This is a genomic window from Ideonella sp. B508-1, assembly GCF_000333615.1.
Taxonomy (GTDB): Bacteria; Pseudomonadota; Gammaproteobacteria; order Burkholderiales; family Burkholderiaceae_C; genus Ideonella.
In genome coordinates this window covers 1-14,042 of record NZ_BADL01000069.1, presented here as the reverse complement: position 1 = coordinate 14,042, position 14,042 = coordinate 1, and the positions used below count along the sequence as shown (strand labels likewise).

14 protein-coding genes are annotated in these 14,042 nt (G+C 66.0%); 4 read left to right on the top strand and 10 right to left on the bottom strand.

Annotated elements, in window-relative coordinates:
* Positions 1 to 136: 136 nt before the first annotated feature.
* Positions 137 to 1,084 carry a transporter substrate-binding domain-containing protein gene (locus tag I73_RS03050; RefSeq protein WP_022979273.1) on the bottom strand — a complete coding sequence of 316 codons (948 nt, stop codon included), beginning with the start codon at positions 1,082 to 1,084 and terminating at the stop codon, positions 137 to 139.
* 231 nt (positions 1,085 to 1,315) lie between these two features.
* Between I73_RS03050 and I73_RS25650 the strand changes: the two genes are divergently transcribed.
* Positions 1,316 to 1,744 carry a DUF4440 domain-containing protein gene (locus tag I73_RS25650; RefSeq protein WP_022979272.1) on the top strand — a complete coding sequence of 143 codons (429 nt, stop codon included), beginning with the start codon at positions 1,316 to 1,318 and terminating at the stop codon, positions 1,742 to 1,744.
* A 108-nt stretch (positions 1,745 to 1,852) separates the two neighbouring features.
* Here the strand turns inward: I73_RS25650 and I73_RS32285 are convergent, their stop codons facing one another.
* The 8 genes from I73_RS32285 to I73_RS03020 form a co-directional block, all read right to left on the bottom strand.
* On the bottom strand, positions 1,853 to 2,308 hold the full coding sequence (locus tag I73_RS32285) for a hypothetical protein (RefSeq protein WP_148289666.1): 456 nt from the start codon (positions 2,306 to 2,308) through the stop codon (positions 1,853 to 1,855).
* Between the two features lie 5 nt (positions 2,309 to 2,313).
* Positions 2,314 to 2,820: a hypothetical protein gene (locus tag I73_RS32280; protein WP_148289665.1), complete on the bottom strand. Its 507-nt coding sequence runs from the start codon at positions 2,818 to 2,820 to the stop codon at positions 2,314 to 2,316.
* Between the two features lie 2 nt (positions 2,821 to 2,822).
* A complete protein-coding gene (locus tag I73_RS32275; RefSeq protein ID WP_148289664.1) occupies positions 2,823 to 4,247 on the bottom strand; it encodes a ParB N-terminal domain-containing protein in 1,425 nt (474 codons plus the stop codon).
* Positions 4,248 to 4,388: 141 nt separating this feature from the next.
* Entirely contained in the window at positions 4,389 to 5,726 is a 1,338-nt protein-coding gene (locus tag I73_RS03040; RefSeq protein WP_026096249.1) for a sigma-54 dependent transcriptional regulator, read from the bottom strand.
* On the bottom strand, positions 5,723 to 7,618 hold the full coding sequence (locus tag I73_RS03035) for an ATP-binding protein (RefSeq protein WP_022979270.1): 1,896 nt from the start codon (positions 7,616 to 7,618) through the stop codon (positions 5,723 to 5,725). The genes I73_RS03040 and I73_RS03035 overlap by 4 nt, the downstream gene beginning before the upstream one ends.
* Entirely contained in the window at positions 7,608 to 8,534 is a 927-nt protein-coding gene (locus I73_RS03030) for a LysR substrate-binding domain-containing protein (protein WP_022979269.1), read from the bottom strand. Before I73_RS03030 ends, I73_RS03035 begins: the two co-directional genes overlap by 11 nt.
* Positions 8,535 to 8,602: 68 nt before the next feature.
* Positions 8,603 to 9,544, bottom strand: a complete 942-nt coding sequence (locus tag I73_RS03025; protein ID WP_022979268.1) for a 2-hydroxyacid dehydrogenase — start codon at positions 9,542 to 9,544, stop codon at positions 8,603 to 8,605.
* A 57-nt stretch (positions 9,545 to 9,601) separates the two neighbouring features.
* A complete protein-coding gene (locus I73_RS03020) occupies positions 9,602 to 11,407 on the bottom strand; it encodes an ABC transporter ATP-binding protein/permease (RefSeq protein WP_026096247.1) in 1,806 nt (601 codons plus the stop codon).
* A 50-nt stretch (positions 11,408 to 11,457) separates the two neighbouring features.
* Between I73_RS03020 and I73_RS03015 the strand changes: the two genes are divergently transcribed.
* Positions 11,458 to 11,913, top strand: a complete 456-nt coding sequence (locus I73_RS03015) for an acyl-CoA thioesterase (RefSeq protein WP_022979266.1) — start codon at positions 11,458 to 11,460, stop codon at positions 11,911 to 11,913.
* A gap of 10 nt (positions 11,914 to 11,923) precedes the next feature.
* On the opposite strand, the gene I73_RS03010 is transcribed toward I73_RS03015, so the two are convergent.
* Positions 11,924 to 12,757 carry an IclR family transcriptional regulator C-terminal domain-containing protein gene (locus I73_RS03010; RefSeq protein WP_022979265.1) on the bottom strand — a complete coding sequence of 278 codons (834 nt, stop codon included), beginning with the start codon at positions 12,755 to 12,757 and terminating at the stop codon, positions 11,924 to 11,926.
* Positions 12,758 to 12,939: 182 nt separating this feature from the next.
* On the opposite strand from I73_RS03010, the gene I73_RS03005 reads away from it, so the two are divergent.
* Both I73_RS03005 and I73_RS03000 read left to right on the top strand, forming a co-directional pair.
* Entirely contained in the window at positions 12,940 to 13,599 is a 660-nt protein-coding gene (locus I73_RS03005; RefSeq protein WP_022979264.1) for a 3-oxoacid CoA-transferase subunit A, read from the top strand.
* Between the two features lie 8 nt (positions 13,600 to 13,607).
* A partial coding sequence (locus tag I73_RS03000; RefSeq protein WP_022979263.1) for a CoA-transferase occupies positions 13,608 to 14,042 on the top strand: 435 nt, incomplete at its 3' end.

The window sequence follows — 14,042 nt, the reverse complement described above, 5'->3', positions numbered from 1 at the left end:
CGGCCTGGGCAGCGGTGCCCAGCACGGCAGAGAACACCGCCAGGCCGAGGGCGGTGCGGCGGGTGTNGAAAGCAAAGCGGGTCTGTGACATCACAACTCCATCAAGGACAAAAGAAACCGGGGACCGTCGTCGCCCTCAGGGCGAGGGCCGATCGTCCGGCTGGCGGAACAACTTGAGCAGCGCCTCCGACGGAGGCCAATTGAGATTGAGCCCCTTGGGCGGAATGGGCCGCTGGAACCAACGGGTGTAGATCTTCGATGCCTCGCCCGAGGTCATCAAGCGGGTCAACGCGCGGTCCACCACGGCCTTGAAGCCGGGGTCGTCCTTGCGCATCATGCACCCGTACACCTCGGACGACATGGGCGTGCCGGTGACGATCCAGTCGTCCGGGTTGCGGGCCTTGGCGCGCTCGCCATAGAGCAGCGCGTCGTCCAGCATCAGCGCGTCCACCTGGCCGTTTTCCAGGGCCTGGAAGGCGTCGCCATGGTCACGCGCCGTCAGCAGCTGGATGCGGCTGCCGTGCGACTCGTTGTAGCTGCGCAGCAGGCGTTCGGACGTGGTGCCCGAGGTGACCACCACGCGGCGGCCGGCCAGTTCGGGGAAGTCCCGCGGGCCACCATCGCGCTTGACCAGCAGCCGCGTGCTGATGACGAAGAAGGAGGTGGAAAACGCCACCTGCGTGGCCCGCTCGGTGGTGTGCGAGGTGGAGCCGCATTCCAGATCGACCGTGCCGTTCTGCACCAGCGGAATGCGGTTCTGCGAGGTGACCGGCACCAGGCGCAGCGTCAGCGCCGGCAGCTTCAGCTCGGCCTTGATCGCGTCGGCCACCTTCAGCATCAGGTCCTGCGAATAGCCCACCACCTGGCGCTTGTTGTCGTAGTACGAGAACGGCACCGAAGACTCGCGGTGGCCCAGGTTGATGGTGCCCGTCTCGGCAATGCGGGCCAGGGTGGGCGATTCCGGCTGGGCCGGGCTGGCCGCCGCCTGCGGCGCGCCCCAAGCGGCCACGCCAGCGCCCATGCCCACGGCGGCTAGGCCCAGGGCCAGGCAGCAGGACAAGAGGGAGCGGCGCGCCGACAACATGGAGGCCGCTCTTGCAGGCAACGTGCCAGGCCCATTGATGCGGCGCAACACGCACCCAAGTGCCTGTCGCATCATGGGCGCTGGTCTGGCGGCCGCCCACCCGGCGGCCCCACCACGGACGGATTTCCGTTCGCCCGTCGATCCAGGCGGACGGAAATCCGTTCATCCCCCGCCTCTCCCCTGCCCTCCTCGCCCGCCCCCAAAGCCACCGCTTTGCGCTAGGGTGGACCCATGCAAAACCTGCTTCTTCTGCTGCAGGGCCTGGAAGTGGAACTGCACCACCCCGGCACACGCTGCAGCCCGGCGCGCCTGGACGCGCTGCTCCATCCCCAGTTCCACGAGATCGGCCGATCCGGCCGCGCCTACGACCGAGAGACGGTGCTGGGCTTTCTCGCCTCCCTGAGCGACCACCCGCCGGTGGTGTCGGAAGGGTTCGAGGTGGCGCTGCTGGCACCCCAAGTCGCCCTGCTGACCTACCGCAGCGCCCATCGGCAGGCCGATGGGACTTTGCATCTGCATACCCTTCGATCGTCGGTGTGGGTGCAGGACGGCGGTGGCTGGCGGTTGAGGTATCACCAGGGGACGGCGGCGCGGATGGGCAATACCGGATACATACAGCCTGCCACGGCTGAGGTGGCACCACTACTGTCAGCTTGCTGAGCGACCAGCAGCGGCGTGGCGTGAGAATTTAACAAACTGACTTCCACCAAATTCGGCTGTAATTCGGATCCCGTCTACACCTTGATGTCCAACTTGCGGCCAATACCATCATCCGTGAGCGAGATATTGTCGCACTTGTCGTGTACCCTGCTTTCCTCGCCACCATTTTCTAAATTCTGCAGGTGAAAATGCCCCGCCCTGATTACCAAAGACCTCATCGGGCGCGTATTTACAAATAAAATACGTTAGTTCGGTTCGCCCCCAAACCTGAATACCTAGCTTCTTGCACTCAAATTGAGATTCATCACTAAGTCGATAAGTCGTCACCAACACCAGCTGCAATGGAGACAACATCTGAAGACCAAAGCTACCCCACGCAGCGACAGTGCTTCGCTGTATCAGCCAAGCCCCAACCAGCTCACGAATGTGTGCTGGATTCAACAGCGCACTCCCCGTCGGCCCCGCAGCAATTGACGCCTTTGACGATGCAACAAAAAAAACCTTGTGCCCAGGCCGTGGAGGCGTATCGCTACCCAACACACCCTCAAGGAATGCGGCTTTCAACGCAATCAGCTCTTTCCAGCAATCGCGTCTATGCCTTGATCTCCCGATCCCGCTGTAGCATCGCCAAAGTCGCAAGACTTGGCAAATATAGCCGCAGCCAACAGTTCAAGGTCATGGCCTTTTGCAAAGCTCAGCAATTCAGTTCGCACACGATCTCGCTGCCTTAAGCGCGCAAGGAATGCGGCTTCCGAATGAGAATTTCCAGCAAGTGACGAGAGGTAAGTAGCAATGCCTGAAATGAAGGGATTTCGACTTCCTGGTCGGTTATAAACAACATACGACGGAATCTTTCCGCTCTCGTGCAGCAAGGTATCACGCGCCTTTGTCAGCTCGCTAATGTTGACACTCCCATCCAAGGATGGATCTGGATCCGGAATTAAATTCGCGCGCTCGAGAGTATTCAGACCCAACTCCTCACCGAAGAAGTCCTCAAGAGTTTTCTCTGGAGCATCGTCATCAAGTGCGGCGGCAGCACGGGTAACAATAGCGATCTGAGCTTGGGACAAAAGCATTTTCAGCTCTGAAGGGCACGGATTATTTTCAACATCCGATCTATTTGCAATCGAAGTTCATTGAGGCGACGCTCGGTCTCAGAGGACTCAAGCAATTCTTCCGAGGAGACCCGCCTCAAGGCATTGGTGAAATTGGAGAGTTTCTTTGTTAGAGCACCTTCCCTGCGGCTTTCAAATAATATTTCCGCACTTTTAAATTCGCGGTCAGCCAGTGCTTCTTCCACAATCGAATCACCTAGCTTCAGCATATCTCGCAAACGCCGAACTGCGAGCTCGGCAGAAGCCTCCGGAAGCGCTCCCTCATCGTCTAACAAGGCCCCGTCCAAGTGCTTCGGCAGCTTGGCAATAAGGTAGTGAAAGAAGACCTCTTCATTCTTCTTTGAAGAGAACGTCACATCCCGGTCTGACCAACCAAGCCAATTAGCAATAGCAGGTGCTCGCGCCGCTTCAGCGAATGCGTTATAGGTCAAGGTGTGCTCAATTTTATTCCTTCTCTCGAACGCAACAAAGTCTCGATAGAGCGTCTGCGCCTTCAGATCACGTATCACCTCTGATTTCTTCCGGCCAAAGTGCTCGGCAATCTGCAGAACACTCCAGCCTTCTTCGAAAATTAGTCGCGATAAGAACTCGTAGCGGCTTGCCGGATCCCAGTCTTTTGTTCCCATCAAGTGACGCATGCCGATATATACCTCAGCATCACGTCTATAGTCGTCTAGATGCTGCTTAGATCGACCAATTACCGGACCAGTCAGAACAAGGCAAGGCAACGTCATCAGAGATTCTCTGACACGAGCCCTCATCTTGGTGAGTGACTGTCCGTTAATTTCGTATATTTGCCTCACCGCAGTCAGTCTTCTATTACCTTCCAGCACGAGGAATTTGTCGCCATCATACTTTGCAACGACTATTCTTTCATGCCGAAGAAATCCATTGTTTGATATTGACTTAACCAGAGCGTCCACATCATATCGAGGATTCTCCACAATAAGCTGTTGCAACTTTTCCTGCACAGCAGGTTGACCCAAAAGTGAGACGTCCATGCGATCGAACGAATCCCGAACCTGCTCCAATAAGCGCAAGTTATATGGATCCAAAAGAAGGCGCGCCGGCTCAATCTCCTGCGACTCTCCGTCCGGAATATCCAACTTTGGCCCACTGCGTGATGAATCGGTTCGCTTCGACGGCGCAGCTGAGGAAACTTTCACAGCGGGAGCGGCATGTGGCTTCGCTTTAGGAATCGCCTTCATGGCAGGTTTTTTTCTTATCGACATCAAAACATCGCGCGGCTCTTTGTCTGGAATATTCAACTGCGCCCCACTGGGTGACGGAGCGATTTTCTTCATTGGCACACCTAAAGTAGCTTTCGCAGCTCGGGTAGCACTTGACCCCGCCTTAACAGCCGCCTTCATAGCAAGTTTCTTGTTCATCGATGACTCTTCGGCTCCTGTTAGATTGAGGTGACTTTAAGGCAAGAGCAAGGCCGCCACAAATGCACTCAAGGTCGTCTAGGACGGGACGGGCAACATTGGCTTCGCGGCAACTTAGGCTTCTGCGCCGCCAGAGCCTGGTCACCCCCCCACCTGCAACCCATACTTCCTCACCTTGTCCGCCAGCGTCGTCTTGGGCACGCGCAGTGCCTGCGCGGCGCGGGTGATGCTGCCGCCGTGGCGGCCCAGGGCTTCGCGGATGAGGCTGCGTTCGAAGTCTTCCACCGTTTCGGCCAGTGAGAGCATGGTGGCCGCGGCGGGCACTTCGCCGTCGCCCAGCACTTCGCTGGGCACGCCCAGCACCAGGCAGTCGGCCACGTTGCGCAGCTCGCGCACGTTGCCGGGCCAGTGGTGGGCCATCAGGGCGCGCAGCTGGGCGGCGCTCACCACCGGTTGGGGCAGGCCGTAGCGGCTGGCGGCCAGCAGCAGAAAGTGCTCCAGCAGCAGGGGGATGTCCTCGCGCCGTTCGCGCAGGGGCGGCAGGTCGATGGTGACGACGTTGAGGCGGTAGTACAGGTCGCTGCGGAAGCTGCCGTCCTGCGCTTTTTGCAGCAGGTCGTCCTTGGTGGCGGCCACCACGCGGCAGTCCACCGCCACCTGGGCGTTGGAGCCCAGGCGTTCCACCACGCGGTCCTGCAGCACGCGCAGCAGCTTGATCTGCACGCCCATGGGCATGCTTTCCAGTTCGTCCAGGAACAGGGTGCCGTGGTGGGCGTGTTCGATCTTGCCGATGCGGCGCTTGGCGGCGCCGGTGAAGGCGCCGGCCTCGTGGCCGAAGAGTTCGCTGTCCAGCAGGTTGTCGGGCAGGCCGCCGCAGTTCAGGGCCACCAGCGGGCCCTTGCGGCCGGACAGATCGTGCAGGGCCTGGGCCACCAACTCCTTGCCGGTGCCGGTTTCGCCGCGGATGAGCACGTCCGCCCGGGCCGAGGCCACGCGCGCCACCAGCTGGCGCACCGCCACCATCTGCGGTGAGCGGCCAATGAGGCGCGCGGTGCCGCCTTCCTTGCGGGCCAGGGCTTCGCGCAGGGCCACCACTTCGAGCGTGAGGGCGCGCTTGTCCAGCGCGCGGCGCACCACCTCCACCAGCACCTCGGGCGAGAAGGGCTTGGGGATGAAGTCGTAGGCGCCGCTGCGCATGGCTTCCACCGCCAGGCTCACATCGCCGTGGCCGGTGATCATGATGACCGGCAGCTCGGGCTCCAGCTCGTGGCAGTGGCGCACCAGGCTCAGGCCGTCGGCGCCAGGCAGGCGCATGTCGGTCACCACCACGCCGGGGAAGCCGGCCGTCAGCCGGGGCCGCGCGGCCTCGGCCGATTCGACGGCGTCCACGGTCAGCCCGGCCAGCTGCAGGGCCTGCAGGCAGCCCAGTTGCATGGGCAGGTCGTCTTCGACCAGCAGCACGGAGAGTTCTTGGCTCATGGGGCGGTGGGGGTGGGCACGGGCGGCAGCCACAGGGTGAAGCAGGCGCCGCCATCGGGGTGATTGTCCGCCTCCAGCTCGCCGCCGGCCTCGCGGGCGATGTCGCGCGAGATGGCCAGGCCCAGGCCCAGGCCGCCACCGGCGGACTTGGTGCTGAAGAAGGGTTCGAAGACGCGGTCGCGCAGGGCCGGGTCCAGGCCGGGGCCCTGGTCGCGCACGCGCAGGGCCACGCGGCCGTCCTGGGCGGCGGCGTCGATCCACAGCGCGCGCTGGGGCTGTTCGCGCATGGCGTCCAGGCCGTTGCCGATGAGGTTGATCAGCACCTGTTCCAGGCGGTTGGGGTCGCACCAGGCAGCCAGGGGGCTGTCGGCGGTGGCGTCGTGCACGGTCACCTGTTCGTTGCGGATGCGCTGGTGGTACAGGAACAGCGCGTTGTGCACGGCGGTGGCCAGGCGGGCGGCCTGCGGCTGGGCCTTGGACTTGCGGGCAAAGCCCTTGAGCGGCTCGATGATGGCGCCCATCTGCTCGGCCAGGCGGGCCATGATGGCCAGGTTGCCGCTGACCGCGTCCAGCTGGCCGCGCTGCATGAAGGCCACCGCATTGCCCGACAGGGTGCGGATGGCGCCCAGCGGCTGCGTCAGCTCGTGGGTGATGCCGGTGGCCAGCTGGCCCAGCGCGGCCATCTTGCCGGCGTGCACCAGCTCGTCCTGCGCTTCGCGCAGGGTGTGCTCGGCCTGCTCGCGTTCGCGCACCTCCTTGCGCAGGCGGGCGTTGGTGTCGCTCAGGGCCTGGGTGCGGGCAGCCACCTTCTCTTCCAGCTCGGCGTTGAGCTGCAGCTTCTGCTGCACGATGCGCCGGCGCTGGTTGACCAGCAGCATCAGCAACAGCACGAAGCCGGCGCTGACGCCGGCCAGCAGGCTGTCCTGCGCGGCCTGCTGGCGCACCGGGCGCAAGTCGGCAAACATCAGCAGGCGCCAGTCGGTGCCGTCCAGCGTGCGGCCCAGCACCAGCATGCCGCGGCTGGCTGCCACGCGGCCCTGGGCGCCGCTGGCCCCCAGGCCGGCGGGCAGCACGCCTTCGACGATCTGGCTGTCCTCGTCCACCCGCAGGTCCACCTGCAGCGGAAAGCGGGTGATGCGGTGGTCGCCATACAGGCGGGTGACCTGCAGGTCCACCTTGCGCTCCAGCGGCAGCTCGGCCAGCGCGGTGTAGGTCCACTCCGGCCGCGAGGACAGGATGACCACCTGGTTGGAATCGGCCAGCAGGGCCGGCGCGCCCAGCATGCCCCAGGCCTCGTCCACCGGGTCCAGGCCGATCTTGAGCACGGCCACGCCCACCACCTTGGCGCCATCGTGGATGGGGTGCGAGACGTAGTAGCCGGGCACGCCGTCGCGCACACCGATGGCGAAGTGCCGCCCCACCCGGCCGGACAGGGCCTCCAGGAAGTAGGGGCGGAAGGAGAGATCGTCACCCACCAGGGCCGGGTCGCTGGCGGCCAGCACGATGCCGCGCTGGTCCTGCACGAAGAGCTGCACCCCGCCCAGGTGGGCGTTCAGGCGCCGCAGGTAGCTGCTGGCAGCCTGCGCCCGCGCGGGGTCGCCCGGCTGGCGCAGCAGGGCCTGCACCTCGGTGCTGAGCTGCACGGTGGCGGGCATGGGTTCCAGCCGGCGCACCATGCCCTGCACGGCGGCGGCGAACAGGTCCAGCTGGTGGTTCGATTCGGCCCGCAACTGCTCGGTGCGGCGCTGCACGCTGACGGTGAACGCCCCCCAGCCGGCCAGCAGCATCAGGCCCAGGGCCAGCAGGGTGAGCCCCAGCGACCGGCGGCGGCGCCAACGCAGCGGCCGGCCTGGGCCGCCCTCCGAGGCCGGGTCCTGTGCCTCAGCGGCCATTGCGGGCCTGGCTCTCCAGGAAGTCCCAGACCTCCTGGGCCACCGGCTTGGCGTGGCGGCTGCCGCCCGGGCGTTCGCGGTAGATGCGCACTTCCATGGTCAGCTCGTCTTCCGGCGCGCCGGCCTGCACCAGGCGGCGGGCGCGCAGCTCCTTGCGCACCGAACTCACCGGCAGAAAGGCCAGGCCGTGGCCTTCCAGGGCCATGGCCTTCAGGCCCTCGGCCATGTCGGTTTCGTAGATGGGGTCCAGGTGGGCGGGCTGGGCGGTGCGCTTGAGCACCTGCTCCACCAGGCGCGCCAGGTAGGCGCCCGCGGCGTAGCTGAGGAAGGGCACCGGCTGGCGTGGCGTGCCGGGCAGGCGGAACAGGGGCTCGCCCTCGGCGCCGGCCTTGGCAAAGGGCGCCAGGGTTTCGTAGCCCAGGCAGAGCATGTCGTAGCGGTCGGCGCTGAGCTGCAGGGGCTGGGTGGCGTGGTGGTAGGCGATGAGCAGGTCGCAGCTGCCTTCGGTCAGGCGCAGCGCGGCGTCGTGCACGTTCAGCGCGATGAGCCGGCTCTTCAGGCCGTGGAACTGCTGCTTGAGTTCCATCAGCCAGTGCGGGAAGAAGGTGAAGGCCAGGGTGTGCGGCACCGCGAACTCGATCATGTCCTGCCCGGCCACCTGGTGGCCGCGCATCATGTTGCGGGTGGCCTGCAGGGCGCCCAGCATCTCCATGGCCTGGGCGTGGAAGGTCTCGCCCGCGGGGGTGAGCCGCGTGGGGTAGCTGGAGCGGTCCACCAGGTCGATGCCGGCCCAGGCCTCCAGCGCCTGGATGCGGCGCGAGAAGGCGGGCTGGGTGACGTGGCGCAGCTGGGCCGAGCGCGAGAAGCTGCGCGTCTCGGCCAGGCTGATGAAGTCTTCAAGCCACTTGGTGTCCATGGCGGGATTATCGGCAGGGCCGGCGGCGGGGCTGCAGGGCAGCAGGAAGGGCGATCACACCGGGGGGATCACACAGGGGACAGCGCGCCCTGGCCGCCGAAGTGGCCCTCGAGGTTGGCGATGAAGTGGTCCACAGTGGCCTGTATGGCCTCGGGCGAGCGGCCGCCCACATGCGGGCTGAGCACCAGCGTGCGCTGCAGGTCCAGCAGCGGTGCGGGCGGAGCCGGCTCGCTTTCGTAGACATCCAGCCCGGCGCCGGCAATCTGCCCGGCGCGCAGCGCATCGGCCAGGGCCTGGGTATCGACCAGGCTGCCGCGGCTGACGTTGACCAGGTAGCCCTGCGGCCCCAGCGCGGCCAGCACCTCGGCGTTGACCATGTGCTGGGTCTCCGGGCCGCCTGGCGCGGCCAGCACCAGCATGTCGCACCACTCGGCCAAGGGCCGCACGGCGGGGAAATAGCGGTGCGCCAGCTCCGGGCGCGGGCGGCGGGTGTGGTAGGCCAGTTGCATGTCAAAACCCAGGGCGCGGCGGGCGATGGTGGCGCCTATGGCGCCGAAGCCCACCAGGCCCAGGCGCTTGCCGGCCAGTTGCGGCAGCGTGGGCAGTTGCTCGCGCAGGATGCCATCGCGGCAGGCGCGGTCGTTGTAAGGCAGCTGGCGCACGCAGGCCAGCAGCAAGGCCATGGCCTGGTCGGCCACCACATTGGCGTTGGTACCGGCGCCATTGGCCACAACGATGCCGCGGGCCCGCGCCGCCGCCACATCCACCCGCTCATAGCCCACGCCCAGCGCGCACACCAGGCCCAGCTGCGGCATGGCCGCGATCTCGTCGGCCCGCAGGCCGATGGTGCCGATGGTGAGCACCGCCTGGACCTGCGCGCCGTCGCGGGCCACCGCCTGGGCGCGCTCGGCCTTGGTGGCGGCGTAGATCGGGTGGGCGTGGCGGGCGATCTGGGCCAGGTGAGCAGGGCCAAGATGGCACAGGATCAGCACCGTGGGCAACTGGGACATGGGAAGGCAACTCCTGAGCGCAAGGAAAGATCGAAAGGGCGGAAAGGCCGAGGACGCTCAATCCGCCTCGGCGCTGTGCTGCAGCGCCCACATGCGGGCGTAGCGGCCGCTTTGAGCAAGCAGCCCTGCATGCGAGCCGCGCTCGACAATGCGGCCGGCTTCCATCACCAGGATCTCGTGCGCGTCCACCACGGTGGACAGGCGGTGGGCGATGACCAGCGTGGTGCGGCCGCGCGCGGCGCTGGCCAGCTCGGCCTGGATGGCGCGCTCGTTGGCCGAATCCAGTGCCGAGGTGGCTTCGTCGAAGACCAGGACGGGCGGGTTCTTCAGCAGGGTGCGGGCAATGGCCACGCGCTGCTTCTCGCCGCCGGAGAGCTTCAGGCCGCGCTCGCCCACCATGGTGTCGTAGCCCTTGGGCTGGGCGACGATGAAGTCGTGGATGCGGGCGGCACGGGCCACGGCCTCAACCTCGGCCGGCGTGGCGTCGGGCCGGCCGTAGGCGATGTTGTAGGCAATGGTGTCGTTGAACAGCACCGTGTCCTGCGGGACGATGCCGATGGCTTTGCGCAGGCTGTCCTGCGTGACCTGGCGGATGTCCTGCCCGTCGATGGTGATGCGCCCGCCCTGCACGTCGTAGAAGCGGTAGAGCAGCCGGGCCAGCGTGGTCTTGCCGGCGCCGCTGGCGCCCACCACGGCCACCGTCTGGCCGGCCGGGATGTCGAAGGACAGGCCCTGGAGGATGGGACGCGCCGGGTCGTAGGCGAAGTCCACCGCCTCGAAGCGCACCGCCGCGCCCTGCAGCTGCAGCGGCCGGGCCTCGGGGGCGTCGGCCACTTCGCGCTCGCGGCCCATCAGCGTGAACATCTTGTCCAGGTCGGTCAGGCTCTGCTTGACCTCGCGGTAGAGCACGCCCAGGAAGTTCAGCGGGATGTAGAGCTGGATCAGCAGGGTGTTGATCAGCACCAGGTCGCCCAGCGTGAGGTGGCCGGCCACCACGCCGGCCGTGGCCCGCCACAGCATGGCCAACAGCGACAGCGCGATGATGGCCTGCTGGCCCACGTTGAGCACGGAGAGCGTGGTCTGCGAGGTGATCTGGGCGCGGCGGTAGGCGTCCAGCCCCTCGTCGTAGCGGCGGGCCTCGAAGTCCTCGTTGTTGAAGTACTTGACCGTCTCGTAGTTCAGCAGCGCGTCCACGGCCCGCTGGTGGGCCTTGGAATCCAGCTCGTTCATCTTGCGGCGGAACTGGGTGCGCCACTCGGTCAGGCTGATGGTGAAGATGCCGTAGCCCACCAGCGCGCCCAGGGTGATCCAGACGAAGCCCATGTCGAACTTGCCGCCCAGCAGCGCCAGCGCCAGGCCCAGCTCCACCAGCGTGGGCAGGATGGTGTAGAGCGAGTAGGAGATGAGCGACTGCAGGGCGCGGGTGCCGCGCTCGATGTCGCGCGTCATGCCGCCGGTCTGGCGTTCCAGATGGAAGCGCAGCGACAGCGCATGCATGTGGCGGAAGACCTGCAGCGCGATCTCGCGCGAGGCGCCGTGCGTGGCCTTGGCGAAGACGAGTTCACGCAGCTCGGTGAACAGCGAGGCCGACATGCGCAGCGCCGCGTAGCCCAGCAGCAGCCCGGCCGGCACCACCAGCAGGGCGCGCGGGTCGCTGGCGGGCAGGTTCATCGCGTCCACCAGGTGCTTGAGCAGCAGCGGCACGCCCAGGTTGGCCACCTTGGCCGCCACCAGGCAGAGCAGCGCCAGCACCACCCGCGTGCGGTACTGCCAGAAGTACGGCGCCAGCTGCCGCAGGATGGCCCAATCCCCATGCTGACGGGGCGTGGCCGCCGATTCGGTCACAGGCGAACTTCGACGCATCGTGGAACAATCACATTCATTGATTCAGAACAATACACAGGAACCCTGAAATGAACATTCCCGTGAATCCGGCCAGTGTGCCCGAGGACCTGCGGACCCAGCTGCCCACCGACCGGGAACTGGTGCTGCGCGTGATACCGATGCCGGCGGACTCGAACAGCAATGGCGATATTTTCGGTGGTTGGATCATGGCCCAGGTGGACTTGGCCGGCTCCGTGCTGCCGGCGCGCCTGGCCAAGGGCCGCGTGGCCACCGTGGCGGTCAACGAATTCATCTTCAAGCAGCCCGTGTCCATCGGCGACCTGCTGAGCTTTTATGCGACCATCGCCCACGTGGGCCGCACCTCGATGACGGTGAAAGTCGAGGTGTATGCCGAGCGCGCGCCGGAAGACCTGCAGGTGGTGAAGGTGACCGAGGCCAACCTGACCTACGTCGCCATCGACCATGAAGGCAAGGCGCGCCCCATCCCCCGGCCGCTGCCCGCGGCCTACAAGAAGTTCGGCTGAGCCGAGGGCGTCAACGCCACAACCTGGATTCCAGCTCGGCCGCGGCCTTGCGCAGCGGGGGCAGCAACTTGGTTTCCAGTTCGGCCACCGTGCGCCGTGAGGTCTGGGTGCCGATGTTGAGCGCGGCCACCACCTGGCCATCGCGGTCCCGCACGGGCACGGCCATCGAGCGAAGGCCGATCTCCAGCTCCTGATCGTTGATGGCATAGCCCTGCTCGCGCACCTGGGCCAGGGCCTGGCGCAGCTTGCGCACGCCGGTGATGGTGTGCTCGGTGCGGCGCTCCAGCTTGTGCCCTGCCAGGAATGCGTCGAGCCGCTCTGCCGGCATGGCCGCCAGCAGCACCCGGCCCATGGACGTGCAGTAGGCCGGCAGCCGGCTGCCCACCCCCAGGTCGATGGACATGATGCGGTTGGAGCCCTTGGTGCGGGCGATGTAGGCGATCTCGCGCCCCTGCAAGGTGGCCACCGAACAGGATTCGGCAATCTGCGCGCTGAGCTTTTCCAGCACCGCCGGTGCCTGCAGCGCCAGCGAGGATGAGCTCATGTAGGCGTGCCCGAAGGCCAGCACCTTGGGGCTGAGCTGGTGGTGCTTGCCGTCCTCGCAATGGGTGTAGCCCAGCACCGAGAGGGTGTAGAGGCAGCGCCGCACCGCCGCGCGCGACAAGCCGGTGCGGTGGCTGACCTGGGCCATGGTGAGCGCGCGCTGCTGGTGACCAAAGGCCAGCAGCACCGACAACCCTCTGGCCAGAGAGGCCATGAAGTCCGGATCACCGGTGTGGGCATCGGCTTCGGCGGCTTCCGCACTGACGTCAAGAAGACTGGCCGGGGGGGTGGTTCGTGCCACGCGGAACTCCTTCGGGTTAACCCTTGAACTTCACCCAGACGCAAAGGGCGCGTTTGAATTTTGTTCGTTATTCGAACACAACGTCCGATCAACGAACAAATTCGCCGTGTGCCCAACCTGCCGATGAAGCGGAATTCCTAGACTGGCCCCGTCATTCAATGCCTCTTGGGGAGACCAGTTCCATGATCGACAAGACGGTTCAGACGCCAGAACAGGCGTTGGCCGATGTCTTCGACGGCGCCACCGTGATGATCGGTGGCTTCGGCACGGCAGGTCAGCCTGCCGAGCTGATCGACGCCTTGATCGCGCAGGGGGCCAAGGACCTCACCGTGATCAACAACAACGCCGGCAATGGCGAGACCGGGCTGGCGGCGCTGCTCAAGGCCCGCCGGGTGCGCCGCATCGTCTGCTCATTCCCGCGGCAGTCTGACAGCCAGGTCTTCGACGCGCTCTACCGCGCGGGTGACATCGAGCTGGAGCTGGTGCCGCAGGGCAATCTGAGCGCACGCATCCAGGCCGGCGGCGCCGGGCTGGGCGCCATCTTCACGCCCACGGCGGCCGGCACCATGCTGGCCGAGGGCAAGGAGACCCGCCGCATCGATGGCCGGGACTATGTGCTGGAGCTGCCGCTGAAGGCCGACTTCGCCCTCATCAAGGCGCACCAAGGCGACCGCTGGGGCAACCTCGTCTACCGCAAGGCGGCCCGCAACTTCGGCCCCATCATGGCCATGGCCGCCCAGGTCTGCATCGCCCAGGTCAGCACCGTCGTGCCGCTGGGCACGCTGGACCCGGAGCAGGTGGTGACCCCCGGCATCTTCGTGCAACGCCTCGTCCAGATCTGAGGAGCCCCATGGCCAACTACCAACGCATGGGCCGTGACGAGATGGCGTCCCGCATCGCCCGCGACATCCACGAGGGCGCCTACGTCAACCTCGGCATCGGCCTGCCCACGCGGGTCGCCAACTTTCTGCCGGCCGACCGCGAGATCTTCCTGCACAGCGAGAACGGCCTGCTGGGCATGGGCCCCGCACCGGCGCCCGACGCCGTCGACCCGGAGCTGATCAACGCCGGCAAGGAGCCGGTGACGCTGCTGCCGGGCGGCTGCTTCTTCCACCACGGCGACTCCTTCGCGATGATGCGCGGCGGCCACCTGGACATCTGCGTGCTGGGGGCCTACCAGGTCTCGGCCCGGGGTGACCTGGCCAACTGGCACACCGGTGCGCCCGACGCCATTCCGGCCGTGGGCGGCGCCATGGACCTGGCGATCGGGGCCAGGCGCGTCTTC

Excerpts from the sequence above, each read along its gene's own strand:
- I73_RS03050 (WP_022979273.1), bottom strand. The coding sequence starts at position 1,084 with ATGTTGTCGGCGCGCCGCTCCCTCTTGTCCTGCTGCCTGGCCCTGGGC.
- I73_RS25650 (WP_022979272.1), top strand. The coding sequence starts at position 1,316 with ATGCAAAACCTGCTTCTTCTGCTGCAGGGCCTGGAAGTGGAACTGCAC.
- I73_RS32280 (WP_148289665.1), bottom strand. The coding sequence starts at position 2,820 with ATGCTTTTGTCCCAAGCTCAGATCGCTATTGTTACCCGTGCTGCCGCC.
- I73_RS32275 (WP_148289664.1), bottom strand. The coding sequence starts at position 4,247 with ATGAACAAGAAACTTGCTATGAAGGCGGCTGTTAAGGCGGGGTCAAGT.
- I73_RS03040 (WP_026096249.1), bottom strand. The coding sequence starts at position 5,726 with ATGAGCCAAGAACTCTCCGTGCTGCTGGTCGAAGACGACCTGCCCATG.
- I73_RS03035 (WP_022979270.1), bottom strand. The coding sequence starts at position 7,618 with ATGGCCGCTGAGGCACAGGACCCGGCCTCGGAGGGCGGCCCAGGCCGG.
- I73_RS03030 (WP_022979269.1), bottom strand. The coding sequence starts at position 8,534 with ATGGACACCAAGTGGCTTGAAGACTTCATCAGCCTGGCCGAGACGCGC.
- I73_RS03025 (WP_022979268.1), bottom strand. The coding sequence starts at position 9,544 with ATGTCCCAGTTGCCCACGGTGCTGATCCTGTGCCATCTTGGCCCTGCT.
- I73_RS03020 (WP_026096247.1), bottom strand. The coding sequence starts at position 11,407 with ATGCGTCGAAGTTCGCCTGTGACCGAATCGGCGGCCACGCCCCGTCAG.
- I73_RS03015 (WP_022979266.1), top strand. The coding sequence starts at position 11,458 with ATGAACATTCCCGTGAATCCGGCCAGTGTGCCCGAGGACCTGCGGACC.
- I73_RS03005 (WP_022979264.1), top strand. The coding sequence starts at position 12,940 with ATGATCGACAAGACGGTTCAGACGCCAGAACAGGCGTTGGCCGATGTC.